At 62.3% G+C, this 26555-nt stretch carries 21 protein-coding genes; 8 read left to right on the top strand and 13 right to left on the bottom strand.

The genetic code is table 11. From position 1 onward, the window contains the following. Positions 1 to 266: 266 nt before the first annotated feature. On the top strand, positions 267 to 1340 hold the full coding sequence (locus KI797_RS13205; protein WP_139751563.1) for a 3-deoxy-7-phosphoheptulonate synthase: 1074 nt from the start codon (positions 267 to 269) through the stop codon (positions 1338 to 1340). Positions 1341 to 1458: 118 nt separating this feature from the next. Then, a complete protein-coding gene (gene tyrA, locus KI797_RS13200; RefSeq protein ID WP_161507371.1) occupies positions 1459 to 2598 on the top strand; it encodes a bifunctional chorismate mutase/prephenate dehydrogenase in 1140 nt (379 codons plus the stop codon). Between the two features lie 66 nt (positions 2599 to 2664). Here the strand turns inward: tyrA and hdfR are convergent, their stop codons facing one another. The 10 genes from hdfR to KI797_RS13150 all read right to left on the bottom strand — a co-directional run bounded on the left by hdfR (position 2665) and on the right by KI797_RS13150 (position 15859). Beyond that, positions 2665 to 3540, bottom strand: a complete 876-nt coding sequence (gene hdfR, locus KI797_RS13195) for an HTH-type transcriptional regulator HdfR (RefSeq protein ID WP_161507370.1) — start codon at positions 3538 to 3540, stop codon at positions 2665 to 2667. After that, positions 3540 to 3899 carry a DUF413 domain-containing protein gene (gene maoP / locus KI797_RS13190; protein WP_005328181.1) on the bottom strand — a complete coding sequence of 120 codons (360 nt, stop codon included), beginning with the start codon at positions 3897 to 3899 and terminating at the stop codon, positions 3540 to 3542. The genes hdfR and maoP overlap by 1 nt, the downstream gene beginning before the upstream one ends. A gap of 290 nt (positions 3900 to 4189) precedes the next feature. Further along, positions 4190 to 4672 (bottom strand): serine protease inhibitor ecotin, encoded by a 483-nt coding sequence (gene eco, locus KI797_RS13185; RefSeq protein WP_005328180.1) that lies wholly within the window; start codon positions 4670 to 4672, stop codon positions 4190 to 4192. A gap of 187 nt (positions 4673 to 4859) precedes the next feature. Then, positions 4860 to 5417 carry an Lcl C-terminal domain-containing protein gene (locus KI797_RS13180; RefSeq protein ID WP_226169659.1) on the bottom strand — a complete coding sequence of 186 codons (558 nt, stop codon included), beginning with the start codon at positions 5415 to 5417 and terminating at the stop codon, positions 4860 to 4862. Continuing rightward, positions 5414 to 6775 carry an Lcl C-terminal domain-containing protein gene (locus KI797_RS13175; protein WP_319003263.1) on the bottom strand — a complete coding sequence of 454 codons (1362 nt, stop codon included), beginning with the start codon at positions 6773 to 6775 and terminating at the stop codon, positions 5414 to 5416. The genes KI797_RS13180 and KI797_RS13175 overlap by 4 nt, the downstream gene beginning before the upstream one ends. Positions 6776 to 6837: 62 nt before the next feature. Beyond that, complete coding sequence (locus KI797_RS13170; protein WP_226169655.1) at positions 6838 to 9252, bottom strand: proprotein convertase P-domain-containing protein; 2415 nt, start codon at positions 9250 to 9252, stop codon at positions 6838 to 6840. A 35-nt stretch (positions 9253 to 9287) separates the two neighbouring features. Next, the gene (locus KI797_RS13165; RefSeq protein WP_226169653.1) at positions 9288 to 11330 is read right to left on the bottom strand and encodes a prolyl oligopeptidase family serine peptidase; all 2043 of its coding nucleotides are present in this window, start codon (positions 11328 to 11330) and stop codon (positions 9288 to 9290) included. Then, a complete protein-coding gene (locus tag KI797_RS13160; RefSeq protein ID WP_226169652.1) occupies positions 11330 to 13480 on the bottom strand; it encodes a TonB-dependent hemoglobin/transferrin/lactoferrin family receptor in 2151 nt (716 codons plus the stop codon). Before KI797_RS13160 ends, KI797_RS13165 begins: the two co-directional genes overlap by 1 nt. 260 nt (positions 13481 to 13740) lie before the next feature. Continuing rightward, the gene (locus KI797_RS13155; RefSeq protein ID WP_226169651.1) at positions 13741 to 15588 is read right to left on the bottom strand and encodes a DUF3413 domain-containing protein; all 1848 of its coding nucleotides are present in this window, start codon (positions 15586 to 15588) and stop codon (positions 13741 to 13743) included. 43 nt (positions 15589 to 15631) lie between these two features. Next, a complete protein-coding gene (locus tag KI797_RS13150; RefSeq protein ID WP_011705556.1) occupies positions 15632 to 15859 on the bottom strand; it encodes a YejL family protein in 228 nt (75 codons plus the stop codon). Positions 15860 to 15932: 73 nt separating this feature from the next. On the opposite strand from KI797_RS13150, the gene yejK reads away from it, so the two are divergent. From yejK to KI797_RS13125, 5 genes are all read left to right on the top strand, one after another. Next, entirely contained in the window at positions 15933 to 16994 is a 1062-nt protein-coding gene (yejK, locus tag KI797_RS13145; RefSeq protein WP_042648273.1) for a nucleoid-associated protein YejK, read from the top strand. 396 nt (positions 16995 to 17390) lie between these two features. After that, the gene (gene malE / locus KI797_RS13140) at positions 17391 to 18572 is read left to right on the top strand and encodes a maltose/maltodextrin ABC transporter substrate-binding protein MalE (RefSeq protein ID WP_005328161.1); all 1182 of its coding nucleotides are present in this window, start codon (positions 17391 to 17393) and stop codon (positions 18570 to 18572) included. A 75-nt stretch (positions 18573 to 18647) separates the two neighbouring features. Beyond that, positions 18648 to 20300 (top strand): maltose ABC transporter permease MalF, encoded by a 1653-nt coding sequence (gene malF, locus KI797_RS13135; RefSeq protein WP_005328158.1) that lies wholly within the window; start codon positions 18648 to 18650, stop codon positions 20298 to 20300. A gap of 12 nt (positions 20301 to 20312) precedes the next feature. Next, positions 20313 to 21203: a maltose ABC transporter permease MalG gene (gene malG / locus KI797_RS13130; protein ID WP_025326477.1), complete on the top strand. Its 891-nt coding sequence runs from the start codon at positions 20313 to 20315 to the stop codon at positions 21201 to 21203. A gap of 69 nt (positions 21204 to 21272) precedes the next feature. Then, complete coding sequence (locus KI797_RS13125) at positions 21273 to 22409, top strand: ABC transporter ATP-binding protein (protein ID WP_043130037.1); 1137 nt, start codon at positions 21273 to 21275, stop codon at positions 22407 to 22409. 100 nt (positions 22410 to 22509) lie between these two features. Here the strand turns inward: KI797_RS13125 and ppk2 are convergent, their stop codons facing one another. Then, complete coding sequence (gene ppk2, locus KI797_RS13120; protein ID WP_226169650.1) at positions 22510 to 23325, bottom strand: polyphosphate kinase 2; 816 nt, start codon at positions 23323 to 23325, stop codon at positions 22510 to 22512. A 240-nt stretch (positions 23326 to 23565) separates the two neighbouring features. On the opposite strand from ppk2, the gene KI797_RS13115 reads away from it, so the two are divergent. Beyond that, positions 23566 to 24372, top strand: coding sequence for an alpha/beta fold hydrolase (locus tag KI797_RS13115; protein ID WP_171274087.1), 807 nt, complete (start codon positions 23566 to 23568; stop codon positions 24370 to 24372). Between the two features lie 70 nt (positions 24373 to 24442). Here the strand turns inward: KI797_RS13115 and KI797_RS13110 are convergent, their stop codons facing one another. Together KI797_RS13110 and KI797_RS13105 are read right to left on the bottom strand one after the other, a co-directional pair. Next, positions 24443 to 25252: a MipA/OmpV family protein gene (locus KI797_RS13110; RefSeq protein ID WP_226169649.1), complete on the bottom strand. Its 810-nt coding sequence runs from the start codon at positions 25250 to 25252 to the stop codon at positions 24443 to 24445. Positions 25253 to 25437: 185 nt separating this feature from the next. Continuing rightward, on the bottom strand, positions 25438 to 26508 hold the full coding sequence (locus KI797_RS13105) for an AI-2E family transporter (RefSeq protein ID WP_226169648.1): 1071 nt from the start codon (positions 26506 to 26508) through the stop codon (positions 25438 to 25440). Between the last annotated feature and the right edge of the window lie 47 nt (positions 26509 to 26555).

Below are 26555 nucleotides of genomic sequence, written 5' to 3'. Positions count from 1 at the left end.
CGGCAAAGGCGTGATGAGGCATAGGGTGTAATTATTTGTTTACAATTTTCGTGGTACAAAGGGCCTTTCACACGCTACTTTCTGGCTGTTTTGGTCACGAAAGTGGTCATTAATCCATCTGTTGATGCAGAAAACCGCTAGTTTCACTTGATTGTTTGTTTTTCCTTGGTAAGGTGAGGGCGGTTGCGTAACAAAGCGCTGACTTGTGTAAATAAATAAATACACCTTGGCGCAATTGGCTTAAATACAGTAGAGAGAATGAGAAAATGCAAAGAGACCCCCTGAACAACATCCATATCCAGTCCGAACAAGTGATGATCACGCCTGCCCAGCTCAAGGAGAAGCTGCCCATCTCCGACAAGGCGCTGGCATTCGTGCAAGGGGCCCGCAATACCATAGCCGACATCATCCACCGTCGTGATCACCGCCTGCTGGTGATCTGTGGACCCTGTTCCATCCACGACATGGACGCCGCCAAAGAGTACGCAACCAGACTCAAAGCGCTGCATGATGCTTACCAGGACTCTCTCTACATTGTCATGCGGGTCTACTTTGAGAAGCCACGCACCACGGTCGGCTGGAAGGGCTTTATCAACGATCCGAACCTCGATGGCACCTTCGACGTTGAGCTGGGGCTGCACCGTGCCCGCGAGCTGCTCTGCTGGCTGGCGGAGCTGGAGCTGCCGCTGGCCACCGAGGCGCTCGATCCCATCAGCCCGCAATACCTGGCTGAGCTCTTCTCCTGGTCGGCTATCGGCGCCCGTACCACAGAATCCCAGACCCACAGGGAGATGGCGTCCGGCCTCTCCATGCCGGTCGGCTTCAAGAACGGCACAGACGGCAACCTCGGCACCGCCATCAACGCGCTGCAGGCGGCCTCCAGCCCCCACGCCTTCATGGGGATCAACCAGCAGGGCCAGGTCGCTTTGTTGCAGACCCAGGGCAACCCGGACGGCCACGTGATCCTGCGCGGCGGCAAGCACCCGAATTACGATTCGGTCAATGTGTCGCTGGCGGAAGAGGCGCTGGAGAAGGCGGGTCTGCTGCCCGGTCTGGTGGTGGATTGCAGCCACGGCAACTCCAGCAAGGATCACCGTCTGCAACCCAAGGTGGCAGACAACGTCATCCACCAGATCCAGGAGGGCAACCGTTCCATCATAGGGGTGATGCTCGAATCCAACTTGTTCGAGGGCAACCAGTCCAGCGAGCAGCCCAAGGCGCAGATGCGCTACGGCGTCTCCATCACCGATGCCTGCATCGACTGGGAGACCACGGCGGATCTGCTGGCCCGCTGCCACAGCCAGCTGGCGGCGCCGCTCAAGAGCAGAACCGCGCAGTAAGTCGTGATATCTTGTCGTAACTGATTGAACCATAGAGGTATCACTGCCCACGCGGTGATACCTTGTTGCCTCTTGAATCACAGGGCGCCGCCGCCAGCGGCGCCGGCAGGGACTGGATATGGCTGAAGAGTTGAATGCCCTCAGGGACAAGATAGATGCGGTGGACAAGCAGCTTATTGATCTGCTGGCCGCCCGTCTGGCCCTGGTGGGGGAAGTGGGTGAGGTGAAGAGCCGGCACGGTCTGCCCATCTATGCACCGGACAGGGAGGCTAGCATGCTGGCCCGCCGCCGCGCCGAGGCCGAACGGCTGGGGGTGCCCGGGGATCTTATCGAGGACGTGCTGCGCCGGGTGATGCGCGAATCCTATATTCTGGAATCCACCAGCGACAAGGAGCACCACTTCAAGTGCATGAAGCCGGCCCTTGGCAAGGTGGTCATCATCGGCGGCCAGGGCCAGCTTGGCCGCCTGTTCGGCCAGATGTTCGGCCTCTCCGGCTACCGGGTCGAGACCCTGGAGCAGGGGGACTGGCCGCGCGCTGACGAGATCCTCGCCGATGCGGGTCTGGTGATGGTGGCGGTGCCTATCGATATAACCTGCCAGGTCATCGACCGGCTCGGCAAGCTGCCTGCGGATTGCCTGCTGGTGGACGTCACCAGCGTGAAGTCGGCACCGCTCGAGCACATGCTGGCGGTGCACCAGGGGCCTGTGCTGGGGCTGCACCCCATGTTCGGGCCGGATGTGGCGAGCCTTGCCAAGCAGGTGATCGTCTGCTGTCAGGGCCGCGACCCCGCCGCCAGCCAGTGGCTGCTGGATCAGATGACCATCTGGGGCGCACGGCTGCAGCAGGTGGAGGCCAAGGCTCACGACGAGGCCATGACCCTCATTCAGGCGCTGCGCCACTTCGCCACTTTCGCCTATGGCTGGCACCTCTCCCGGGAGCAGGCCAATCTGGATCGCCTGCTGAGTTTGAGCTCCCCCATCTACCGGCTGGAGCTCGCCATGGTGGGACGGTTGTTTGCCCAGGATCCCCACCTCTATGCCGACATCATATTGTCGTCACCGCAGAACCTCGCGATGATCCGCCGCTACTACCAGAACTTCGGCGAGGCGCTGGGGCTCTTGGAGCGGGGGGACAGGGAGGGCTTCATCGAGGCCTTCTCGCAAGTTTCCAGCTTCTTCGGCGAACACGCCGACGAGTTCCTGCGCGAGAGCCGCACCCTGCTGGCCCAGGCCAACGACCGTCGTCACCATGGCTGACGGCACGCATCCATAACAAAGGGGCCGCTTGGCCCCTTTTTTCATGCAGGTCAGGCTGAGGCCCGGCTACTCGGCCGATGGCAGCCGCAGATCGGCGCCATCCCACCCCAGCGGCAGGGTGAGCAGCTGATCGATGAGCTCCCGGCGATCGGATTTCTCCAGATAGGCGAGGTAGAGCGGGCGGCTCAGCGCCTGTCCCCCTTCCACCAGGTGCAGTTGTTCCTGCTCCAGGAAGGGGCTCACCATGCGCCGCGGCAGATAGGCGGCGCCCCCATTGGCCAGCACGAACTGCAGCGCCATGCTGGCCGAGCTCGAGTGCAGCACCGGGGTCTTCTGCAGGCTCTGCAACCGGCTGGAAGGGGGCTCGAAACTGGTGCCCCAGTCGAGGTGAATATGGGGCATCTGCATCAGGCTGTCCGCATTGGCGGCCGGCTCCCGGCTCACCAGCTCGAACACCAGCTCGCCTATGGGATGCAGGGCTATCTCGTCTATCTTGGTCGGCTCGGAGAGCAGGGCGAGATCGAGAGAGCGCTCCAGCAACTGGCGGCACAGGTGCTCGCGAGACGCTGTCTCGAGGCGCACCGCGAGACCGGGGGCCAGGGCATAGACGTGGTTGAGCCAGTCATTGAAGTCGAGCTCCCAGAACACTGCGGGTGCACCTATGGCGAGCTGCTGACTGAAACCGGGGGAGAGGGCCACGTCCTGCCTGGCGCGGCCCAGGGTGTGCAAGATGGCGTCTGCGTAAGGCAGCAGACGCTCACCGGAGGCGGTCAGACGGATGTTGTTGCGATGGCGGGCAAATAGGCTGACCCCGAGTTGTTGCTCGAGCTGGCGGATCCGAAAGCTGACCGCCGACTGGGTCAGGTAGAGATTCTCGGCAGCCCGGCCAAAATGCCGGGTCTTGCTGACCTCGATGAAGGTCCGAAGCAGCTCGGTATCCATTAATCGAGGGACTCGTCGCTGCCACCGCCGCCACCGCCCTCAAAGCTGCCGCCCGCATCCTCATTGGCGCCACCCGCGACTGTGCACAGACGGTGCACCCGCTTGGGACCAATCACCTTCAGGTACTTGAACCATACCTTGGCGTGGGGGTTGCTGCCGGCTGCGCCAGACTTGACCTGCTCGATGAAGGCGCTTTCTACGTCATCGCGGGGGGCCAGGTTGCCCTGATAGAGCGCCAGCATCACTGTACCGTACTTCTCCAGACTGTCCGCTTCGGCCACGGTGAATTCGCCACTGCGACGCAGGCCACGGGGAAAATGTTTGAAGTCATTGAAACGCTTGTCTGATTCGAAGCTCATAGTGCTCTTGTTCTGGTTAGTTTGACCTTTGCGGGCAAGTATCATCAGGCCGTCGCAGAGTGCAAAATCAATTTTCTTACTATGTTAATAAATATCTTTTATCGAACAGCCTTTGTCTCATCCCGAGGGAGAATTTTGCGGTCCGCAGCACAAAAAGCCTGAAAAATAGTGGAGTTATGTCAGGTTTTGTACAGCTGGACCCGGTCTCTGCAGGGTAAAAACAATAAAATAAAGGCGCCATACGGCGCCTTTATGTGTTCATGGATTGGCTGAACCTGAGCGTCGGGCGCTCATTCAATCATGGCTGGCTGCGCCAGGTTGTCGGCACGCCACAGACGGTAGCGCACTTCATACTCCTGCGGCACATAGATGACGAACGGCAGCTTGGAGTTGTAGTTCACGAAGAAGCCCTGACCATAGATCTGGACGAAGCTCTCTTTCTTCTGGCCATCCGGGCAGGCCATCAGGGTGCTGACAGGACCCGAGACCTGGCCCAGGGTCAGGTAGTTGTAGCCCCAGCCCTTGACGCTGTGCTGTTCCAGGTTGCCGGCGAAGCGGGGCAGGTTGCAGTCCACCAGCATCTTCTTGCCCACTTGCAGCTCGACCATCATGTCGGCTTCGTTTTCGACTTCCGGCAGGCGGATCACGACACGTTCCTGGTTCACTTCGGCGGCAGGGAACATGCTGATATCAAATTTTTTCGGTTCGGCGGCGAAGGCATGGCCGCCCAGTAACAAGGCGCCCAGCAGGCTAAAACGCAATACGGTTTTCATCTGTACCTCATGGGATTGGTTCAACGCCGCTAGACTAACCGCTCTGCCCGTTTCACGCCAGCGCTCCGGCGCGCAAAACCAGCCTGAACCGGCACAGGGTGACGTAATTTGATGCTTTTTTGACGCCTTCCACCCCAAAGGGGCCATTCGGGGGTAAACCGGGCAGGGGAGTCCCCGCCCGGACTGCTCACCTTACCAGCAGCACCTGCTTTGCCCAGGAGCCGGGGGCCCGCATGCCGACGGCGCCACTGGTGATGTCCAGATAGGCGACGCCCTTGCTGGCGGGCACCGGGGTGGAGGACCAGAGGTAGACATAGCCGTCGTTCACCTCCTTGCCGTCCCCTGCCATGGCGCGGGGGAAGAGGGTCTCGTTCAATGCCGGCTTGTAGCAGGCGGACTCCAGTATGCTGATGAGCTCCTTGATGGTGGGCAGGCGCCAATCGGTGTGGCCGCCGAAACCGTGGAGGGCATGGCTCGGCTCGGTGCGGATCCGCTCTGTGGTCAGCAGGGCCTGCTGCCAGTAGAGCCGGGTCGGCTCGCCGCTGCAGCTTCCATTCTGCCAGCTTTGGCCGAGCTGGCAGCGCATCCAGGTGAGGCCGGAAGCCCGGTCGGTGACGGTGCCGTTGCCGCGATCCAGGAAGCGGGAGCTGGGGCTGGAGCGCGGCAGGGTGTCGTCGCAGATGGCGATGGCCAGTGCCAGCGGGCTGCACAGGGTGAGCAGCAGGGTCAGAAGATACTTGTTCATCGGGTTACCTCGGCCACAAGGCGCAGTTGTATGGCATTGATTTCATTTTCGTTCTGGACGCCATAGGGGTAATCGGTGCCCGCATCCTCCCCCAGGAACTGAGGGCTGATGACGGCGATGGGGACGCTCTCGAGGCGCCGGGATGGGGTCAGGGTCTGGGTCCAGTAGCTGCCATCGAAGTCTCCGCTCGAGGGACCGACGTCGGGGAAGTAGCGCACATCCAGGCTGACCCGCTGGCCATCCTGGCGGGCGAGGGAGCCGTAGTGTTGCAGACTGCCGAGCTCCAGAGCCGTGGGCAGGCGCCAGTGCCCTATGCCGCAGAGTCGTTGTCCATTGAGCCACTGACGATACTGCTCGGTGGAGCAGATGGCTTCCCCCTGGGGGCAGGCATAATCCAGCTCCGCCTGACTGGGGTGATAGTTGCCAAACTCCCAGGCGAAGACTTTGTGCAGATCCCGCGGACTGTCCGGATCATCGAGCTTCTTCTCCCAGATGAGGCCGGTGTTGAGATCCTCCACGCACTCCCACTCGTCGGCATTGTCCGCCAGGGGCTGCCCCTTGCCGTCCAGCTTGCGATAGCGCAGGCTCGCCTCCTGGCCCAGGCTCGCCTCCTGGCCCGGGTGATCGGCAGGCTCCTGGGTCAGCAGATAATCCACCCCGTCCGTGTAGGTGGTGACGCCGCTGGCGGTCACCAACGCCCGGGGTTGCTGCTGCATCAGCACGGCGGCGAGTCTGGCCTGTTGGCTCAGGAGCTCGGGGCTTGCGGCAAAGTGCTGGGCGAGCTCGGGCAGCAGGGTGACCAGCCCCTGCCAGATCTGGCGTTGGCGCTCGCCGGTGGCGAGACCGGGCAGGCTGGCGGCGTCATCCCGTGTCGCCAGGGCGAGCGCCTCCAGAGCCCTGTTGAACTCCTCCAGCTGCACCAGGGCCGCGAGTCCCTGACCCGGTTGCAGGGGCGCAAGGGCGAGCAGCAGCTCGGCCAGGGCCTGGGCAGGCGGTATCCCGTCCGCGACCCGGGTCTGCAGCAGCGTGCTCAAGGGGGTGGGGGTGAGGTGCTGATCGTCCAGGCGCGCCGCCGGGTGGGTCAGGGTCAGGGCGCCCGGCTCCCGGGGGAGGAACAGCAAGGGGCTGGTGAGCAGGCCGGGGGCGCTGGCGCTCAACTGGCGCGCGCCAGCCTCGCCACTGACCACGGGCTCGCCTGGCTCGCAGTTGTCGTTCTGGTTCTGGTTGACGCACAGGGTGCCCGCTGCGGGCAGGTTGACCGTCAGACGGTAGTCCGGCGCGGTCAGGGGCGCCTTATCGGATCCGCCACCACCACAGGCGCTGAGCAGGGGGGCCAGCAGACAGGCCAGCGGGGTCATTCTCATCTTCATTTCTTGTCCTTGGAGGGGCCTTGGCCCCTCTTTGCTTTTATGGGGATGGATCAGCCGCGACGGCAGAGGCGGCGCCAGAGGGTGAGCGGCAGCAGCCAGAGCAGATTGACAGTGCCGCCCCCGCTGCTGTCCGCGGTGTCGAAGTGGATGATGCCGTCATCCGGCGGGGCGACGGGCTCACCACACTGGGCGCCGGTGCGCTGGCTGATGCTCCAGCCGTTGATGCGCCCCTGATGGCTCGGCTTGCTGTCCACCACCTCCAGGGTCCAGCGACCGGCCAGCGGCTCTCCCACCAGGGGGGTGAAGGGCTGCAGGGGCAGCAGCTCGGTGGGGAAGACCCCCTTGAGCCGTGGCAACGGGCTGTATCCCTTGTCCCAGATCTGGATGCGGGTGCCTGAGGGGGAGTTGAGCCAGATCTCCAGCTCATCCAGGGCCTGGTGTTGCAAGTCCAGGTTCAGCTGCAGGCGATCGCTCACCCGGGCGTCGCTCTTCTCCAGCACCAGGCTGGTTTCGCTGATGCCGCGCACCTCCTCGCTCTGGGCATCCTTGAGGGTCAGCGGCTGGCCGTTGGCCCGGCTGATGACGGGGGTGCCTATGGGCAGGGTGATGGACTGCTGCCACTGACGCTCGGTCGGGCTGGTGCCGCTCATGGCGAGGCTCACCGGCAGGCTCACCTCGTCGCCACAGGCCAGCGGGCTGGCGGCCAGCAGTCGCACTGTGGTGGTGAGGCTGGCACCGGCCGCCAGGGTGGTTGCTGACCAGGCCAGGGGATCGGCCTGCAAGCCGGCGGGCAGGGACAGGGTCAGGGTGTTGAGGGTCACCGGGGTGCTGCCGGCGTTGCTGAGGTTCAGCTGCACCGACTGACGCTGCCCCAGCGCAAGGGCGCTGCCCTCGGCCAGGGCGACGTTGACGGGGGCCTGCAGCAGCCCGTGCTGGCGAAACGCCTGCTCCAGATGGCGGGCATAGGAGCGCGCCGGATAGAGGCGCGCCGCCGTGTCCACGGTAATGCGGGCCAGCTGCGGCATGCGGATGGCGGGCCCCAGGCCGAAGTGAGACTCGATGACGAGGCGATCGAACTCGTCCCGCGCCCCTTCCCCGTGCTCGGCCACCGATGCCAGCAGGGCCTGGAACAGCGGGGTGCCCCACAGCTGATCCCCGTTGCTGCCGTTGATGGTGCGGTGGGCCGGGTAGTTGTAGTCCGGGTGGTAGCGGGCCCGAGCATCGTCCAGCTGGCGCGGGGTGCGGTCGGTGAAGCGGGCATCCCAGTTGAACACCATGGCGGGTTCGAACTGGCGGCCCGCCTCGCTGCGCTGGCGATGGCTGGCGGCCAGGAAGTCGCCGAAGCCCTCGCCGATGGCGCCCCAGTCCCCCTCTTCCCCGAGATCCGGCAGGATGTGGTGCTGCACCCCGTGGCCGAACTCGTGCCAGATCACCATGGGATCCTCGGCATCGGGGACGCCGCTGCGGCCCAGCTCCAGCCTGCGCTCGAACGGATCGTAGAGGGAGTTGTCCTGATAGCCTGCGTCCGTGTCGACGTCGAGGGCGCCGGGGATGAGGTCGGTGAAGCCGAGGGCCTTGAGGTGGCGCTGGGCGAGATCCAGGTGGTAGTAGGCGTTGATGTCGGCAAAGCCCGGGTTGTCCCGGGTCAGGCGAAAGGCCTGCGGGTTGTCCGCCTGGTAGGGGGCGGTGGTGGGCTCGATGGTATCCACCACCCTGGCATGGGGGCTGCTCAGCACATAGTCCGAGCCCAGCAGGCTGACCGGCAGGGAGACCTTGTCCTGATAGGCGGCATCCGCCAGCACCAGGGCCTCGTGCCAGACCAGGCTGGCGTCTTGCAACTGGGTGCGGGGATCGGGATCGAACACCCGCGCCAGGACGCGCTGATCTCCCGCATCCGAGGTACGCTGCGCCTGGGTGCTCGCCTGATCGCCCCAGCGGCCGAGCTCGCGATCCCCCTCGCAACTGGCAAACAGCTGGACCCGGGTGGCCTTGGCATTGCCCTCCTTGTGTTCGCTCACCCGCTGGCGCAGGGCCGGCACCAGGGTGTCGCCGTCACGCCAGTACCAGGCTTCGACCGGCCCCAGCGGGTCTATCAAGCTGCCGTCGGCGCGCAGCTGGTCCAGCAGGGGATCCAGGCTGGTGCTGGCATCGCAGGCGGGCGCTGCACTCTGCAAGGGGCGCAGATTGTGATAGAGGCGCCAGGGTCTGCCGGCGCCGTCTATGCTGACGGCGGCCTGGGTGGTGGCCACCGGCAGGCCGTTGACCAGCATGCGGAAGCTATGGTGATGGCCGAGCAGGCTGGCCCTGTCGTAGTCGGGTGCGAGCGTCACGCCGAGGCGCTGCTCCAGCCAGGCCTGGGGTGTGGTGGTCAGGGATGGCTCATCGACAAACTGCAGCTCGGCCGCCAGCAGGGGCTGGGGGAGCAGGGTTGCCGCCAGCCAGAGGGCCAGGGAGGAGGGTTTCATGGGTGACTCCAAAACAGAAAAGGTGAAGGCGGACATCAGTGACGGACCCCAGCCAGGGAGAGCAGGAAGGCATATTCACGGGCAGCCTTCTGCTGCGCGGTGCCCGCACTGGCGAGATGGCCGCCGTCGAGTTCGGTGTGCAGCAGATAGGGACCGGCCCCTGTGCTGTAGATCCGCAGGCGGGCCAGCCACTTGAGCGGCTCCCAGTAGGGCACCTGGCTGTCGTGCAGCCCGGCCGTCACATAGAGGGGCGGGTAGGGGGCCGCGTGCAGGTTGTCGTAGGGGCTCAGGCGGCGCATGGCCGAATAGTCGGCCGGGATGGCCGGATTGCCCCACTCCCCGTACTCCTGGCGGGTGAGGGGCAGCTCGGGATCCTGCATGGTGCCGAGCAGGTCGACGAAGGGGACCTGCAGCACGGCCCCGGCGAAGCGGGTCGGTGCCTGATTGAGGGCGGCCGCCACCAGCAGGCCACCGGCGCTGCCCCCCATGGCGAACAGCCGGTCCGGATCGATGGCGGGATCCCGGGCCAGGCTGTCTGCCACCGCCAGGAAATCGTCCACGCTGTGTTGCTTCTGCTGGCCGCGACCCTCCTTGTACCACGCCTCCCCCAGCAGGCCCCCGCCGCGCACATGGGCGATGGCGTAGACGAAGCCGCGATCCAGCAGGCTCAGCACCTGCGGCTGATAGTAGGGGCGCATGGGGGTGCCATAGGCGCCATAGCCGTAGAGCAGCAGCGCCTTGGGCGCAGTGATCTCTTTGCGCCATACCAGGGATACCGGCACCCGGACGCCGTCCTTGCCCACCACCCAGCTCCGTTCGCTCTGATAGAGGGGGTTCGCGACCGGTTTGTCAGCGGCTTGCCATTGACCGGAGGCGAGATCCAGCCAGCGCTGGTGCGGCGCCTCGGCCATGCCCTGGCGGCGGATCAGGATCTGCTGGCTGGCGGGATCATGGGCCCCCTGGATCCAGGCCGTGCCCGCCCCGTCGGTGAGCGGGAGGCTGTGGGTCAGCTTGCCGCCTGCATCCAGCACATCGAGCCAGTCGTCCCCTGCCTTGCGGTATTGCAGCACTGTGTGGCGGGCAAACAGGCGCCACTTTTCTAGCTCCCGGCCCTCGCCGGACCAGAGGGGCTGCCAGGGACCCGTCGCCAGGCTCGCCAGGCTGGGCGCCTGATAAAGTCCCATGGCCCCGTCCCGGTTGCTCTTGACAAGCACCCTGTCCCCCTGGGTATCCAGGTAGTATTCGAGCCCATGTTCACGGGCCCTGAGCAGGGTCGGGCCGCCCTCATCCAGCAGGTATTGCTCCGAGCCGTCGTGGTTGTTGCTCTGCAGCACCAGGTGGCGGTTGTCCGTGGTGCGATAGAGGCTGAGCAGCCAGGCGGGATCGGCCTCCTGGTGCACCAGCGCCTCCTTGCCGGCCTGCCAGGCCCATAGCTGCCAGGGGCGCAGGGTGCGAGGTTCGTTGGCAATGGTGTAGAGGGTCTTGCCATCCAGGCTCCAGAGCAGATCGCTGGCCCGGTGCGCTAGGGTGGTGAGCGTCTCGCCGCTCGCGAGATCCAGCACTGTGATGCGGTAGTCCCTGTCCCCACGGCTGTCTTCGGCCAGTGCAAGCAGGCGGCCATCCGGGTGCAGGGCCCAGGCGGCAATCTCGTAGTAACCCTGATCGGGCTGACGGGGGGCCAGCCGCTGGCGGGTGGGGGAGCGGGCGTCGCTGCGCTGCCACAGGCTGCCGTCCGCCTCCATGCGCCATTGGCTGCCCGCCTGAGTCAGCCACTCCTTTGGCAGGGGCTCGCCCCGCTCTCTGGCCTGCCACTCCGCTTGCAGCGTTGTTTCGAGGGGCTTTTGAGGGGCGAGTTGCTCGTCGGTCCAGCGATTCTGCTCGCGCAGCAGCGCCAGCAGCTCGGGGGCGCGACGGCTGTCGTCACGCCAGCCGCCATAGGGATCGAGGCGGGCTATCTCCCCCTTCATCAGTTGTGGACGCTCGGGGATAAGGGGCGCTGCCTCCTGGGTTGTCTCAGGAAGCGGGGCTGCCGGGGCCGGGGTGGCCAGCAGGCTGGCCAGTACAAACAGGCTGTGCATCAGATCCCCACGAAGGTGTAGCGCAGGCTGGCACTCAAGGTGCGCCCGCTCTGGGTGAAGAGGGAGGCGTCGGTACCGGCTTCCAGCCCGGCCACGTCCTGATAGCGGGTGTAACGGGTGTCGAACAGGTTATCGAGCTTGAGGTTGACCTTGAGGGCATCGGTGATCAGCCAGTCCGCCGTCATGGCGAGACTGAACCAGCCCGCGCTCGTGAGGCAGGCATCCTGGCTCTTGGTCAGGCTGTTGCCGCAGCTGGGCACCCGGCTCATGGCCGCGGCGTAGTCCGCCTGCACCCCCAGGCTCCAGTCATGGGTCTGGTAGCTCAGGCGAATGTTGCCCTCCAGCGGGGTCAGGGTGCGCAGCGCCTCGCCCTGGCTGTCTTCCCCGTCGACCCAGCCGAGCTTGGTGGTCAGCTCCCACTCCTGGGTCAGCCAGTAGCTGGCGGTAATTTCCGCGCCCCAGGTCTCGGCCTTGGCCACGTTGCGGTATTGGCGCAGGATGACGCCGTCACTCAAGCGCAGCCCCACCTCGCGCCAGTCGATGAAGTTGTAGTAACGGTTGTAGAAGAGGGCCGGCTTGATGCTCCAGTTTTCCCCCTCGCCGCTGAGCCCCCACTCAAAGCTGTGGCTGGTCTCCTCCTTCAGATCCGTGTTGGCGATGATCTGGAATGGCGGCAGGGCGAAATAGTGGGGAATGTTGCCGTACACCTTGTCGTAGGAGGGGGCCCGAAAGCCGTTGGCATAGCTGAGCCAGCTGCGCCACTGCTCGTTGACGCGGTAGCTGGTGGCCAGGCTCGGGGAGAGATGCCAGCTGTGGTTCTCGCCCTGGTTGCCATCTTGCGGGCGCAGCCACTGGTGATCCATGCGCAGGGTGGGGGTGAACTGCCACCGGCCCAGGGTCGCCACATCACCGAGCCAGACGCCGGCCCGGTCGGTGCGGGCACTGCTGAAGGGCTCGGACTGGCTGGGCTGGGGCACGCCCGCCTCCAGGCTCAGCTTCTCCACCGGCCGCTCGTGGCGGGTACGCTCCAGCTCGACGCCGTAGCTCAGCTTGTGGGCGATGGCGCTGGTGACGAGATCCCGGCGCACGTCCAGCTCGCTGCCGACCCTCTCTTCGGTGAAGGTGGAGAGTTCCCGCTCACTGCGATAGCGGGGGTAGCCGCTCAGCAGGTCGTTTTGCAGCAGGCTGCGCTTGTTGGCGCTGTTCTTGGAGTGGTTGCCATAGAGGCTCCAGGTGAACTGATCCGCCAGCAGACTGCCGAGATCGCTCGCCTCCCAGCCAAGCTTGCCCCCCTGGGTGCGCTGGCTGCCCTGCTCGTGGTATTGGCGCACCTGCCACTTGCCGTCGGGCTGGGGCACTTCGCGCGGCCCCTGATCCCGCTTTGCATTGTCCTCGAAGTAGTCGAGCTCCAGGCGCAGCAGGTGGTGATCGCTTAACGGGAAGCGGGAGCTGGTGGAGGCGCTGAGGCCGTCCAGATCCGCCGGGATACGGCTCTCGTCATAGTTGGCGGTCTCGTGCCCCTGCCAGCCGGAGACCCGCAGCAGGTGCTCGCTATCCAGTACCCGGGCGGCGCCGGTGGCGCTCAGCTTCTGCTTGTCGCTGCTGCCGTCCTGCAGCACCTTGCTGCCGAGATAGGCATCCTGCCCCTGCAGGTAGTCCTCCGGCTGCTTGGTGGAGATGACTATGGTGCCGCCGATGGCGTCGGAGCCATGCAGGGAGGAGCCGGCACCCTTGGCGACCTCTATCTGCTTGACGTCATCGAGATCGAAGCTGAAACGGCCCACCTTGTCGTTGAGGTCGTCGGCGCCGAAGCCGTCGCTGACCCGCACCCCATCCTTGATGATGAGCACCCGGTTGCCGCCCATGCCGCGGATGATGATGTTCTGCGGCCGACCGGCGGAGCCGGTCACCGAGACCCCGGGTTCGTTCTTGAACACGTCGGTGAGTTCGGTGGCGACCTGGCGATCCAGATCGTCTTCCGTGATGACGGTGATGGAGCCTGAGACATCGGACAGCTTCTGCTCGATGCGTTGTCCCTTGACCACTATGGTCTCGTGGGCCCTGGGTTCTGGATCTGTCCCGGCGGGATCGCTGGCGGCCAGGGCTGTACCGGACAGCAGCATGGGCCAGTAGTGAAGCAGTGTTTTCATTGTTGATAATGATTTTTATTTAAGCCTGAAGGGCGCGGATTATTGCAGATGAATCCCTTCGCTTCAATAATTGATAATCATTATCATTTTGGTTTTATGATCTTGATCGGACTGAGTTTTTTGAGAGATGAATCAGTAGTTGCAGGGCATACGTTTGCGAAGGGCGCCGGCCGGGGGAGGGGAAGTGAGGTGTCCTGACTGGATCTTGAGGCAATAAAAAGCCCGCCGAGAAGGCGGGCTGGTTGGAGGCGTGCGAGCAACTAGGGGGTGCGATAGAAACGGTTGAGCTCGTTCATCACCTGGATCATGGCTCCCATGTCCGGGGTGCCGTGCTTGATGGGGCGATAGGTGGCGCGATCCAGCAGTTCGAAGTCACCCTGCTTGTTGAACTGGGTGATGGTGTTGTCCTGATAGATGGCAAAGTCATTCTGATCGCCGGCCAGCAGCCAGTTGCGCGGGCTGGTGTCGAACAGGCTGCGCCCCGTGCTGTAGTCCCGAGGGGGGTTGCGTACCCCCAGCATGCCCTTCATCAGGGTCGGCACCAGATCCAGGTGGCTGCTTGCCTGCTCCTGTGGCTGGCTATCTATCCCAGGCCAGGCGAGCACCAGGGGAACCTGCACCTGATAGGGGGAGTAGTTGCTGCCATAGCCCCAGCTGTTGCTCTGGGTTTCGTTGAACTCCTGGCCGTGATTGGAGGTGATGACGACTATGGTCTGTTCGCCGAGCCCCTGTTGCTGCAGCTGGGCGAGCATCTGTTCCAGCAGTTGGTCGGTATAGAACACCGAGTTCTTGTAGCGATTCTCCAGCTTCTGCAGGTTCTCGGGTCGATAGGCGGTGGCCGGGTTGAACCGGGTCAGTTCGGGCTGGAAGGGGCCCTTGAGGCTGGCGGGCACTTGATAATCCCCCGGGCTCGAGAGATAGACCAGAGAGAACCAGGGTCTGTCCATGGTGCGTGTGCCAAGCCACTGCTGCCAGTCGCCAATGAGGCGTGTATCGTCGGTCTGGCGGGAGACAAACACCTGCTTGCGCAGGCCGGCGAGCAGGCTCTGCTGATACTGCTGGGCATCTTCCAGCGCACCGAACAAGCCGAACTGGTAGTCCTGGCGCAGCATCTCGTCGAACAGCACCGGCGGGCGCTTGTCGGCACGGATATCGCCATAGTAGTGGCCCGGCAGCCCGTAGAAGAGGCTGAATATCCCCATGGCGTCATCGTTGCCGCCACTCATGTGGTTGGCAAAGTTGAGGTGTTGATCCGCATAGCGCTGCAGATTGGGCATGTTGATGTTGTTGAGCATGTCGGCCCGCAGGGAGTCGACCACCACCACCAGCAGGTTCTTGTGCTCGGCCGGGGCACTCACGCTGAGGGGGCGCAGGGGGTAGAGCAGGCGATGCTCGGCGCTACCCTGGTTCTCGGCCTTCTTCTCATACTGCTCGAGATCGAGCCAGCCATGCTTGGCCAGGAAGCTTCTGGCTGTCATGGGGTAGGAGAGCGGGAAGTTGGCACGCTGCATGGTGATGGCCTGATACAGGGTTGCATCGGCCCAGCTGTTGACGAGGTGAGTCAGCATGAAGCAGACCAGCAGGGCCAGCCCCACCTGATTGCCGTACTGGCGGCGCTTGCGCTTGTTGATCTTGCGCCACACATAGGCCGACAGCAGCAGTTGCAGCAGGAAGATGGTGGGCACGGCGACGAAGATGATGCTCCAGATCGAGCCCTCTTCGGTCTGGGCCTGATCCAGCAGCAGTTGCCACACCTGGCCATTCAAGTGGAACTTGAACAGCTGGAACACCTGGGTGTCGATGAGCAGCAGCACCTGCGCCAGGGTGGCGATGATGGCCGAAATGAAGCGCAGTGGCTTCTCCCTGGGCAGCACGAAGCTCAAGGGGAAGACGGTCAGCAGATAGGTGACGAAGCTCAGGAACGAGAAATGACCTATCCAGCTGATGATGAGATAGGTGACCCCGAGCGTGGTCGATGGCCAGCTGATGGAACCCAGATAGCGGGTCGCGATCAGCATGGCCAGAATGATGTTGAAGAAGGAGAACCAATGCCCCCAGGTGATCAGGCGAGAGACATTATCACGATAGGGGTTGCCGGTTTCGACCATAATGATCCATCTGCTTGAAAAACATCAAAGAATGCGAAGAAACTCAGTGAGCATCGTGGCGATGATCCACCGAGGCGGTGAGCGCCTGGATGTACTTCTCGGTGATCGCCTGACGCTGGGCCGGGGCCATACCGTTGATGATGTTGGTGGTCAGGTTGCCAAGCACCATGAGACTGAGATCCACCGGCGCCTTGTGTTTCTCCAGGGCGGTGATCAGGTCGTTCATCAGGGCGTCAAACTGCTCGTTATTGTACTTTGATACGATGGGCATAATCTTGGGTTCATCTCGGTTCAAAGCGCCTTATAATACTTCACCCTTTCGGCTAACACTATGGCTTTGTGACATGAGTCTCGATATCGACAAGATCATTCTTCACTCCCTGCGCGCCGGCAATGACGGTCAGCCGCACGCCGATACCCGCAGTCAGACTCTGCCTGCCGACGAGGCGGTGCAAGGGCTGATGGCAGAACTGCATCGCATCTACAACGGCAAGGGTGGCAAGGGCTTCGGCTTCTTTGCCGACCCGGAAGCCGACGTCGCCGAGCTGGCAGAAGGTGAAGAGGCTCCCAGACAGCCGTCACCGGCCTTTCGCATCGCCCTCGAACAGCTGCTTGGCGAGCAGACCGAATTCGTCCCCTTCTCTATTACCCTGACCCAGATGCTGGTCAAACAGTTGGTGGAGCACGCCCTCGATGAACAAGGGGTGTTGCTGATTGCCAAATACAACTATGTCGGGGTCGATTACCTGATGATCGCCCTGCTGGAGGGCAAGGAGAGCGTCACCGTCAGCGAGGCGCTGGACCTGCGTCACATTCATTATCTGGATATCGGCAAACTCAACCTGGTGGCCCGCATCGATCTGACCGAGTGGAAAACCCAGCCGGACTCTCGCCGTTATATCACCTTCAGCAAGGGGCGGGTCGGCCGCAAGCTGGGGGACTTTTTCATGGACTTGCTGGGTGCCCGTGAGGGCATGGATGCCAAGGTACAAAATAAAGGCTTGCTGCAGGCGGTGGACGATTACTGCGACAGCCGTCAGCTCGAACCCGCCGAGCGCAATGATTACAAGAAACAGGTCTTCAAATATTGCACCGAACAGGCGAGCGCCGGTGAAGAGATCGAGATCAAGGAGCTCTCGGCGGAACTCTCCGCAAAAGATGCGGGAGGTGGCGACCTCGATTTTTACAGCTTCATCGGTCAGGAATATGAGCTGGAGGAACGCTTCCCGGCGGACAGATCCACCCTGCGTGGCCTGACCAAGTTCGTCGGTTCCGGCGGCGGCCTGACCTTGAGCTTCGAGCAGAAGCTGTTGAACAGTCGGGTGTTTTACGATCCCCAGACCGACACGCTGACCATCCGTGGTGTGCCGCCCAACCTCAAGGATCAGCTGCTGCGTCAGTCATAATGTGATCTACTCGCCATTTCTGGCAAAAAGGCATCGGAGTCCGCTCCGATGCCTTTTTATTTAAGGGGGAGATGAACTTGGAATCCGGCTTGGTACTTTTGTTAACACATTAAACAAAATAATGGAGATGAAAGGGTTTTCATTGAGGTGAAACCCCTTTCATTGGTGTAAATTTATTTCTTTTTGGTAATTGGTTTTCTGTGCAAGGCCAAAAATATGGCGATAAATCCCGATAAGTCGCTGAAATAAGAAAATGTTTTCATAACTTTCTGGAAGAAAATACGTAATTGCATTTCAAAAATGCGAGGCGTGTCATGTGAGGCGTTGCAGGCTTGGGATAATATACATCTCGCACACAATGCTCTTACAGCGCGGAACTAATACAAGGAAAGGCTCATGAAAAAGAAATTGCTGTCATCCCTGATCGGTCTGGCTACCCTGGGTGTGGCTTGTTCAGCCACTGCTGCGATTGACGAAGGTCAGCTGACCATCTGGATCAACGGTGACAAGGGCTACAACGGCCTGGCCGAAGTAGGCAAGAAGTTCGAAGCCGAGACCGGCATCAAGGTGACCGTCGCTCACCCGGATCAGGTAGAAGTGAAGTTCCAGCAAGCCGCCGCCACTGGCAACGGCCCGGACATCTTCTTCTGGGCTCACGACCGTTACGGTGAGTGGGTCAAGGCCGGTCTGCTGGTGCCCGTGACGCCGAACGCCGCCACCAAGGCCAAGTTCGAGCAGTTCGCCTGGGACGCCATGGCTGTCGATGGCAAGACCTATGGCTACCCGGTCGCGGTGGAAGCCGTCAGCCTGATTTACAACAAGGATCTGTTGCCCAATCCGCCGAAGACCTTCGAAGAGATCGCCAAGATCGACGAAGAGATGAAGAAAAATGGCAAGCGCGCCATCATGTGGGCCTATGACACCCCCTACTTCAGCTACCCCCTGGTGGCTGCCAACGGTGGCTATGCCTTCAAGAAGACCGCCACCGGTTATGACGTGAAAGACACCGGCGTGGCCAACGCGGGTGCCAAGGCGGGCGTCGGCTACATCTCCGAGATGATCAAGTCCGGTCACCTGGAGAAGGGCATCGACTACGGTGTCATGGATGCCAAGTTCAACAAGGGCGAAGTGGCCATGATGATCAACGGCCCCTGGGCCTGGAGCAACCTGGACAAGAGCGGCATCAAGTACGGCGTAGCGCCGCTGCCGACCCTGAAGGGTAATCCGGCCAAGGCCTTCGTCGGCGTACTGGGTGCCACCATCAACGCCGCCAGCCCGAACAAGGATCTGGCCATCGAGTTCCTCGAGAACTACCTGCTGACCGATGCCGGTCTGGCACCGGTGAACGCCGACAAGCCGCTGGGTGCCGTGGCGCTGAAGTCCTTCCAGAAGACTCTGGAAACCGACCCCAACATCAAGGCCACCATGCAGAACGCCCAGAATGGCGAGCCGATGCCGTCCGTGCCTGAGATGAGCCGTTTCTGGTCTTCCTTCGAAACTGCCCTCAAGAACGTCACCTCTGGCCGTCAGAGCGTTGACGAAGCCCTGGATACCGCTGCCAAGCGCATCGTCCAGTAAGCACGCACTACCGGGGAGGCCGCAACGGCCTCCCACTCTCTCAAATCTCTTTTGGCGCAATAAAGGTTAATTGGCATGGAAGTAGTACCTTCTATTGAATCCTATGCCGGTCCGAAGAAAGACAAGTACGTCTGGCTGAAGTGGACCATGGCGGCACTGATCGCAGTGCTTAATGGTTATGCGGCCGTGATGATGTATGCCAGCGGCGAGTGGGTGTTTGCCCTGCTCGATCTGGTGGTCGTTTCCGTCGGTCTCTATGTCTTCATGAACAAGAAGACCTATGCCCACCGCTATATTTTCCCCGGTGTGGCAGGCATGGTTGTTTTTATCATCTTCCCTCTTGCCTACACGATCGGCATCGCCTTCACCAACTATTCGGGGTCCAACTTGCTCTCCCTCGAGCAGGCACGGGATTTCCATCTGAAAAAAATCTATAAGGTGACCGGCGGTGAATTCGATTTCACCCTTCTGGGTGGTGAGAACAATCAGTTTCAGCTGCTGCTGCAACAGGACGACCAATCCTTTATCAGTCAACCCCTTACCTTGCTGAACAACAAGGCACGTGAACTGGCCGTCCGTGAGGGCCGGGTTCATGACGAGCCACAGGCTGTTCAGTTGCAACCCCTGAACGGGGAAGCGATCGACCAGGCGGCACCCATCCGTGCCATCGTCGATCACCGTACTCACCTGAGTGCTCTGGATCTGGTGCTGCCCGAAGGCAATATTCACCTGACCCTGAGCAGCCTGCGCAAGTTCGCGGCGCAAAAGCCCCTCTACACCCAGCTGGTGGACGGAGCCGTGCTCAAGTCCGGTGTCGTTATCAAGGACGGCAACCTGCTGCGTGACAACCAGAGTGGCGAGCTGATGCTGCCCAACGGCGATACCGGCTTCTATCAGTACATCGATGCGGAAGGTCATTTCGTTGGCAAGGGCATAGCCCCGGGCTTCGTGGTGAGCGTGGGCTGGAAGAACTTCGTCCGCATCATGACAGACCCGGGTATCCAGGGTCCCTTCATGCAGATCTTCGTCTGGACCGTGATCTTCTCCGCCTGCTCCGTGGCCTTCACCCTGGCCATCGGCATGGTGATGGCGTGTCTGGTGCAGTGGGAGCAACTCAGGGGACGCGGTTTCTACCGGGTCATGCTGATCCTGCCCTATGCGATACCGGCGTTCATCTCCATCCTGGTGTTCAAGGGCTTGTTCAACCAGAACTTTGGCGAGATCAACCTGTTCCTGGAAGCGGCGTTCGGCATCAAGCCGGACTGGTACACCACCCCCTTCCTGGCCAAGGTGATGATCCTCATCGTCAACACCTGGCTCGGCTATCCCTACATGATGATCCTCTGCATGGGGCTGCTCAAGGCCATCCCGGAAGATCTCTATGAGGCATCCGCCATGGACGGTGCGGGTCCGGTACAGAACTTCTTCAAGATCACTGTGCCGCTGCTGATGAAGCCGCTGACGCCCCTGTTGATTGCATCCTTTGCCTTCAACTTCAACAACTTCGTGCTTATCCAGTTGTTGACGAACGGAGCGCCGGACATCATAGGGGCCAGTACCCCGGCCGGGACCACGGATCTGCTGGTGAACTACACCTACCGGATCGCGTTCCAGGGCTCGGGTGGTCAGGACTACGGTCTGGCCAGTGCCATCGCCACCGCCATCTTCCTGATCGTCGGCGCGCTTGCACTGCTCAACCTGAAATTGTCCAAAGCGGACAAGCTGTAAGGAGGCTTCTCAATGGCTATCGTACAACCCAAATCAGTGAAATACCGGGTGTGGGCAACCCACCTGGTCATGTGGGGCTTCCTCGCACTGATCATCTTCCCGGTGATCATGGTTATCGCCATCTCGTTCCGTAACGGCAACTTCTCGGTGGGGGAGATCATCCCCTCCAATCCGACTCTGGATCACTGGAAGCTGGCGCTCGGCATGTCCATCACCAACGCCGATGGCAGCATCACGCCGCCACCGTTCCCGGTGCTGACCTGGTTGTGGAACTCCATCAAGATCGCGGGCATCACCGCCCTGATGATAGTGGTGCTCTCCACCACCTGTGCCTATGCGTTTGCCCGCCTGCGGTTCCGTGGCAAGCAGACCATATTGCAGGGGATGCTGATCTTCCAGATGTTCCCGGCGGTGCTGGCACTGGTGGCCATCTATGCGCTCTTCAACAAGATTGGTGACTACATCCCCTGGCTGGGTCTGAACACCCACGGCGGCCTGATCCTGGCCTACATGGGCGGCATCGCGTTGCACGTGTGGACCATCAAGGGCTACTTCGAGACCATAGACTCTTCCCTGGAAGAGGCGGCGGCCATCGATGGTGCGACCCCCTGGCAGGCATTCAGGTTGATCCTGCTGCCCCTGTCGGTGCCCATCCTGGCGGTGGTCTTCATTCTGGCCTTCATCGGTTCCATCACCGAGGTGCCCGTGGCCTCCATCCTGCTGCAGGATGTGAACAACCTGACCCTGGCGGTCGGTGCCCAGCAATACCTCTATCCGCAGAACTATCTGTGGGGTGACTTCGCCGCAGCCGCCGTGTTGTCCGGTCTGCCCATCACAGTGGTGTTCCTCATGGCGCAGCGCTGGTTGGTCGGTGGCCTCACCGCGGGCGGTGTGAAAGGTTAAGGTTAATGGCCGGGGGAGCAGGCTCCCCCGGCCGTCACGATTTGCAAAGATTCAAGAGCGGAGCTCGTCATGGCTGAAGTAGTACTCAACAACGTTCGCAAGAACTACGATCCGGCGGTCCACAAGGACACGCTGCGCAACATCAACCTCGCCATCAAGGAAGGGGAGTTCATCGTCTTCGTCGGCCCGTCCGGTTGCGGCAAATCCACTCTGCTGCGGATGATCGCAGGGCTGGAAGACATCACCAGCGGTGAGCTGACCATCGGCGGTCGTTACATGAACGACGTGCCGCCGGTGGAGCGCAACGTGGGCATGGTGTTCCAGTCCTACGCCCTCTACCCGCACATGAACATCTACGAGAACATGGCCTTCGGCCTCAAGCTCAAGAAGATGGACAAGGAGAACATCCACAAGCGGGTAATGCGCGCCGCCGAGATCCTGGGGCTCGAGCCGCTGCTGGACAGAAAGCCCAAGGCCCTCTCCGGCGGTCAGCGCCAACGGGTGGCCATCGGTCGCTCCATCGTCCAGCAGCCGCAGGTGTTCCTGTTCGATGAACCCCTGTCGAACCTGGATGCCGCCCTGCGGGTCAAGATGCGCATCGAGATCGCCAAGCTGCACAAGGAGCTCAACTCCACCATCATATACGTGACCCACGATCAGGTGGAGGCCATGACCCTGGCCAACCGCATCGTGGTGCTGAGCCCGCTCAAGGGTGAGGCGACCACCAACCTGGAGCAGTTCGGCACACCGCTTGAGCTCTATCACAACCCGGACAACAAGTTCGTGGCGGGCTTCATCGGCTCCCCCAAGATGAACTTCCTGGCGGGCGAGCTGCTGGAAATAGGCGAGCAGGAGTGCGTGGTCAAGCTGACCTCCGGCGACACCGTGCGTGCCCGGGTCGATGCCCGCAGCGGCGCGGTCGGTGACAAGGTGGAGCTGGGCATTCGTCCCGAGCACCTGGTACCGCTCGATCATGCCCATGCCGACAGCAAGGTGAGCGGCGTGGTGCAGGTAGCCGAGCACCTGGGTGCCGAGTCCTTCGTCTACATGGACGTGGATGGTCATGACTTCACCGTCAAGGCCAGCTCAGACGTGGACGTGGCCACGGGTCAGGAGTACAGCGTCGGCATTCCGGCGGAGGCTTGCTACCTGTTCGATGCCAAGGAGCAGGCATTCCCCCGTACCGCCAGATATATCCGTACTTGATGATTTTTTGCGTTGGTTTTCCTTAGTATTCAATGCCTTTTTGCCGGTCGAAAGACCGGCTTTTTATTGCCTGTCGTTTCGGTAACCGAGCCGGCAGGGTTCAGACTTCGAGATCGGCGGTGATGTCGGGCACGAAGGTCTGGCTGGTCAGGGGCGGGCGCTCATAGCCCTCGGTCTTGATGGGGGGCAGGGTGATGGGCTCGTAATGGATCGCCTCGTAAGGCACCTTGCCGAGCAGGTGGGCGATGCAGTTGAGGCGGGCGCGACGCTTGTCGTCGGCATCGACCACGAACCAGGGGCAGTCCTCGGTATCCGTGTAGGTGAACATGTCATCCTTGGCGCGCGAATACTCCACCCAGCGGGAGCGGGATTGCAGGTCCATGGGGCTGAACTTCCAGCGCTTGATGGGGGTGTTGATGCGCTCCTTGAAGCGCTTCTCCTGCTCCTCGTCACTGACCGAGAACCAGTACTTGATGAGGGTGATGCCGGAACGAGTCAGCATCCGCTCGAACTCGGGGCAGGCGCGCAGAAACTCGCGGTATTCGGCGTCGGTGCAAAAGCCCATCACCCGCTCTACCCCCGCCCGGTTGTACCAGGATCGATCGAACAGCACCATCTCGCCCGCCGACGGCAGGTGGGCGGCATAGCGCTGGAAGTACCACTGGGTGCGTTCCCTGTCCGAGGGGGCTGGCAGGGCGGTGACCCGGCAGACCCGAGGATTGAGCGGCTCGGTGATCGCCTTGATGACACCCCCCTTACCGGCGGCGTCGCGCCCCTCGAACAGCACCACCACCTTGAGTCCCTCCTGCTTGACCCATTCCTGCAGCTTGACCAGTTCCTCGTGCAGGCGGGCGAGGCTGTGCTCATAGGTTTTCTTGTCCAGGCGCGGGCGTTTCTTGCTCTTTTCCTTCTGCATGGTCTTCTCCTGTTCGAGTCCTTTCTGTGGGTTGCCCCAGCTTGCCCCAGGGAGGCGCCACTGCCAAGGCCGACGTGTTACACTGCCGCCCCATCGCTGGCAGCAAGACAGAAGAAAACATGAGGCAATGTATGGCGATTGATACTGCCGCCTCATCAGCCGCTGGCAATCGAAAAAACATGAGGCAATGTATGGCGATTGATACTGCCGCCTCATCAGCCGCTGGCAACAGGAGATAACATGAAGCATTTTATGGAGATAGCGGGTCGCCGCATGGCCTATCTGGACGAGGGGCAGGGCCCTGTGCTGCTCTTTGGCCACAGCTATCTGTGGGACAGTGCCATGTGGGCGCCGCAAGTCGAGGCGCTCAAGGGCAGCTATCGCTGCATCGTGCCCGAGCTGTGGGGCCACGGTGATTCCGACGTGCTCCCTGACGGTGGTTGCACCCTGGCAACCCTGGCCCGAGATCACCTGGCACTGCTCGATGCCCTCCACATCGAGCAGTGCGTGCTGGTGGGGTTGTCGATTGGCGGCATGTGGGGCGTGGAGCTCGCGCGCATGGCCCCGGCGCGGCTCAAGGGACTGGTGCTGATGGATACCTTCGTTGGCTGGGAGCCCCAGATCCCCTGCGAGCGCTACCTCGGCATGCTGGCGATGATAGAGCAGCTGGGCACCCTGCCTGCCCCCGTCATCGAGCAGGTGGCGCCGCTCTTCTTCGCCCATGAGCCGGATCCCGCCCTGATGAGCGGCTTCAAGGCGCGGCTCGCCCAGTGGCCAGCGGACCAGGTGGCGAGTCTGGTGGCGGTGGGGCGCAGCTTCGTGACCCGGGAGGATCGCATCGAGTGGCTCGAAGAGATGGCGATGCCGAGCCTGGTGATGACAGGCTGCGAGGACAAGGCGCGCCCGGTGCTGGAGGGCTATCTGATGGCCGAGGCGCTGAACTGCCCCTTCAGGGAGATACCGGCTGCGGGCCACATCTCGACCCTGGAGAACCCCGAGTTCGTCAACCGGACGCTGGCCGAGTTTCTGGCCGGGTTGCAAGGGTGATGCATTGCCCGATAGCACAAAAAAAGGAGCCATGGGCTCCTTTTCTGTTATTCAGTCCTGCCGGATGGGGTTACCAGATATAGCCCACGCCGAAGCCGGCGTAGAGTTCGCCATCGTGCTGGACGATGGGGCTGTTGGCGATGTCGTCGTCGTAGCGTTCGTAGTTGGCGGCAAACATGCCGATCCAGTGGGGGCTGAAACGGTAGCTGGTGATGATGGCCACCATGGGGGAGAGGGTGGTGCCCGTGTCCCACTCGGGGCGCTGTGCCCTGGCCTCGTTGCCGGAGACGCCGCCAAAGTAGTAGTTCGCCATCTTGTCGCTGCGGATCATCATCCCCATGCCGGGCATGATGAGCAGCTTGTCCCGCAATATGGGGAAGTCGGCCCACAACAGCAGCTCCTGGCCGTTGCTGCGCCCGGTCACGTCCGTGCTGAGGCGGGTGCTGAGCAGGGCGTAGGGGGTGATGAGGCTGGCGCCGACGCCCCCTTCCAGCTGCCACTTGCGCTGCTCCATGCCTGCGAGTTCGGGGGCATCGTCCGGGTCGAGATTGCCAAAGCGCACCCGGCCGTAACCGTAGGCGGCGAAGTTGTCATCCTTGTGGAAGTAGTAGCGGGCCCTGTCTCCGAGGAACATGAACTGATCGCCGAAGTAGATGGCACCCGGCACCGCCAGGGCCGTGTCGTCCTGGCCCTGATAGCGGGCATCGCCACCGATGACGGCACCGCCCAGCACCAGCCCCTTGGGCACCGGGCTGGTGGGGCTGTCCTGCACGAAGATATCGAGGGAGCCGAGATCGACCTCGGCCCGGGCCGGGGTGGCGAACAGCAGGGTCAGGAGCGCGCCAAGGGCGGCGTGGTGCAGGGGGCGAACAGGGGGCATGGACTGATCCTTCAGAGTCGGGGCTGGCAGAGCATACTGCCGATGACCTTGTCAGTGAAGCCTGTTTTTATTTGAAATTCAAGTCGATAGCGTCACGGTGTCCCGCCTGGATTCAGGCGGGAACGGAGTCTGTGGTCGACGAGATCGCGGCAATAACAGAAAAGAGGTGGCGGCTTCTTCCGTCATCAGGGGGCGGGGCGGGGAAGATCGTCCCGTTTGGGCCAGGCGTTGAGCACCGCTTTCACCAGGGTCGCCAGGGGAATCGCGAAGAAGACGCCCCAGAAGCCCCAGAGCCCGCCGAACACCAGCACGGCGATGATGATGGCCACCGGGTGCAGATTGACCGCCTCGGAGAAGAGCAGGGGTACCAGCAGGTTGCCGTCGAGGGCCTGAATGACCAGATAGGCCACCATCAGCCAGGCGAAGTCCGGGGTCAGTCCCCACTGGAACAGGGCCACCATGGCGACGGGCACGGTCACCGCCACGGCCCCAATGTAGGGGATGAGCACGGAGAAACCGACCGCCACCGCCAGCAGCACCGAGTAGCGCAGCCCCATCAGGGCGAAGGGCACATAGGTCGCCACCCCGACGATGAGGATCTCGATCACCTTGCCGCGGATGTAGTTGATGATCTGGTCGTTCATCTCCACCCATACCCGGTTGACCAGGGTGCGGTTGCGGGGCAGGAAGCGACGCAGGCCGCCCATCAGCACCTGCTTGTCCTTGAGCATGAAGAACACCATCAGGGGCACCAGGATGGCGTAGATGAGGATGGCCACCACGTTGATGAGGGAGCTGAGCGAAGCGCTCACCAACTGCTCGCCGCCTGCCAGGATGCGCTGGCGGATGTTGTCGATGATGGTCTCGACCAGGCTGACGTCGATGATCTCCGGGTACTTCTGTGGCAGGGTGCGCACAGCGTCCTGGGCATGGGCCAGCATGGACGGCGCCTCCTTGGCGAGGTTGACGCCCTGGCTCACCAGTGTGGGGATGAGGCCCAGCACCATCAGGGTGGTCACCGTGATGAACAGCAGCAGCACCAGGCTGGTGGCGAAGGTACGGGAGAGCCCGATGCGTTGCAGCCGGCTGACCGGCCACTCCAGCAGGTAGGCCATCACCACGGCCACCAGCAGCGGCGCCAGCAGATCGCCGAACAGCCAGAGCACCGCGAAGCAGAACACCAGCAGCAGGAACAGGGTGACGGCATCGGGGTCGGAAAAACGGGTCTGATACCAGCGCTTCAATACATCTAACATCGAGGCTTCCTTGGTTTATCGGGTCATGGCGATGGAAAGGGTCGATC

Origin of the sequence: Aeromonas media, from assembly GCF_020423125.1 — a bacterium.
GTDB lineage: Bacteria > Pseudomonadota > Gammaproteobacteria > Enterobacterales > Aeromonadaceae > Aeromonas > Aeromonas media.
The sequence above is the reverse complement of the archived record's forward strand: the minus strand, read 5'-3'. Positions and strand labels throughout refer to the sequence as shown.

Coding starts and splice junctions, on each gene's coding strand:
- KI797_RS13205 (WP_139751563.1), top strand. CDS start 267: ATGCAAAGAGACCCCCTGAACAACATCCATATCCAGTCCGAACAAGTG.
- tyrA (WP_161507371.1), top strand. CDS start 1,459: ATGGCTGAAGAGTTGAATGCCCTCAGGGACAAGATAGATGCGGTGGAC.
- hdfR (WP_161507370.1), bottom strand. CDS start 3,540: ATGGATACCGAGCTGCTTCGGACCTTCATCGAGGTCAGCAAGACCCGG.
- maoP (WP_005328181.1), bottom strand. CDS start 3,899: ATGAGCTTCGAATCAGACAAGCGTTTCAATGACTTCAAACATTTTCCC.
- eco (WP_005328180.1), bottom strand. CDS start 4,672: ATGAAAACCGTATTGCGTTTTAGCCTGCTGGGCGCCTTGTTACTGGGC.
- KI797_RS13180 (WP_226169659.1), bottom strand. CDS start 5,417: ATGAACAAGTATCTTCTGACCCTGCTGCTCACCCTGTGCAGCCCGCTG.
- KI797_RS13175 (WP_319003263.1), bottom strand. CDS start 6,775: ATGACCCCGCTGGCCTGTCTGCTGGCCCCCCTGCTCAGCGCCTGTGGT.
- KI797_RS13170 (WP_226169655.1), bottom strand. CDS start 9,252: ATGAAACCCTCCTCCCTGGCCCTCTGGCTGGCGGCAACCCTGCTCCCC.
- KI797_RS13165 (WP_226169653.1), bottom strand. CDS start 11,330: ATGCACAGCCTGTTTGTACTGGCCAGCCTGCTGGCCACCCCGGCCCCG.
- KI797_RS13160 (WP_226169652.1), bottom strand. CDS start 13,480: ATGAAAACACTGCTTCACTACTGGCCCATGCTGCTGTCCGGTACAGCC.
- KI797_RS13155 (WP_226169651.1), bottom strand. CDS start 15,588: ATGGTCGAAACCGGCAACCCCTATCGTGATAATGTCTCTCGCCTGATC.
- KI797_RS13150 (WP_011705556.1), bottom strand. CDS start 15,859: ATGCCCATCGTATCAAAGTACAATAACGAGCAGTTTGACGCCCTGATG.
- yejK (WP_042648273.1), top strand. CDS start 15,933: ATGAGTCTCGATATCGACAAGATCATTCTTCACTCCCTGCGCGCCGGC.
- malE (WP_005328161.1), top strand. CDS start 17,391: ATGAAAAAGAAATTGCTGTCATCCCTGATCGGTCTGGCTACCCTGGGT.
- malF (WP_005328158.1), top strand. CDS start 18,648: ATGGAAGTAGTACCTTCTATTGAATCCTATGCCGGTCCGAAGAAAGAC.
- malG (WP_025326477.1), top strand. CDS start 20,313: ATGGCTATCGTACAACCCAAATCAGTGAAATACCGGGTGTGGGCAACC.
- KI797_RS13125 (WP_043130037.1), top strand. CDS start 21,273: ATGGCTGAAGTAGTACTCAACAACGTTCGCAAGAACTACGATCCGGCG.
- ppk2 (WP_226169650.1), bottom strand. CDS start 23,325: ATGCAGAAGGAAAAGAGCAAGAAACGCCCGCGCCTGGACAAGAAAACC.
- KI797_RS13115 (WP_171274087.1), top strand. CDS start 23,566: ATGAAGCATTTTATGGAGATAGCGGGTCGCCGCATGGCCTATCTGGAC.
- KI797_RS13110 (WP_226169649.1), bottom strand. CDS start 25,252: ATGCCCCCTGTTCGCCCCCTGCACCACGCCGCCCTTGGCGCGCTCCTG.
- KI797_RS13105 (WP_226169648.1), bottom strand. CDS start 26,508: ATGTTAGATGTATTGAAGCGCTGGTATCAGACCCGTTTTTCCGACCCC.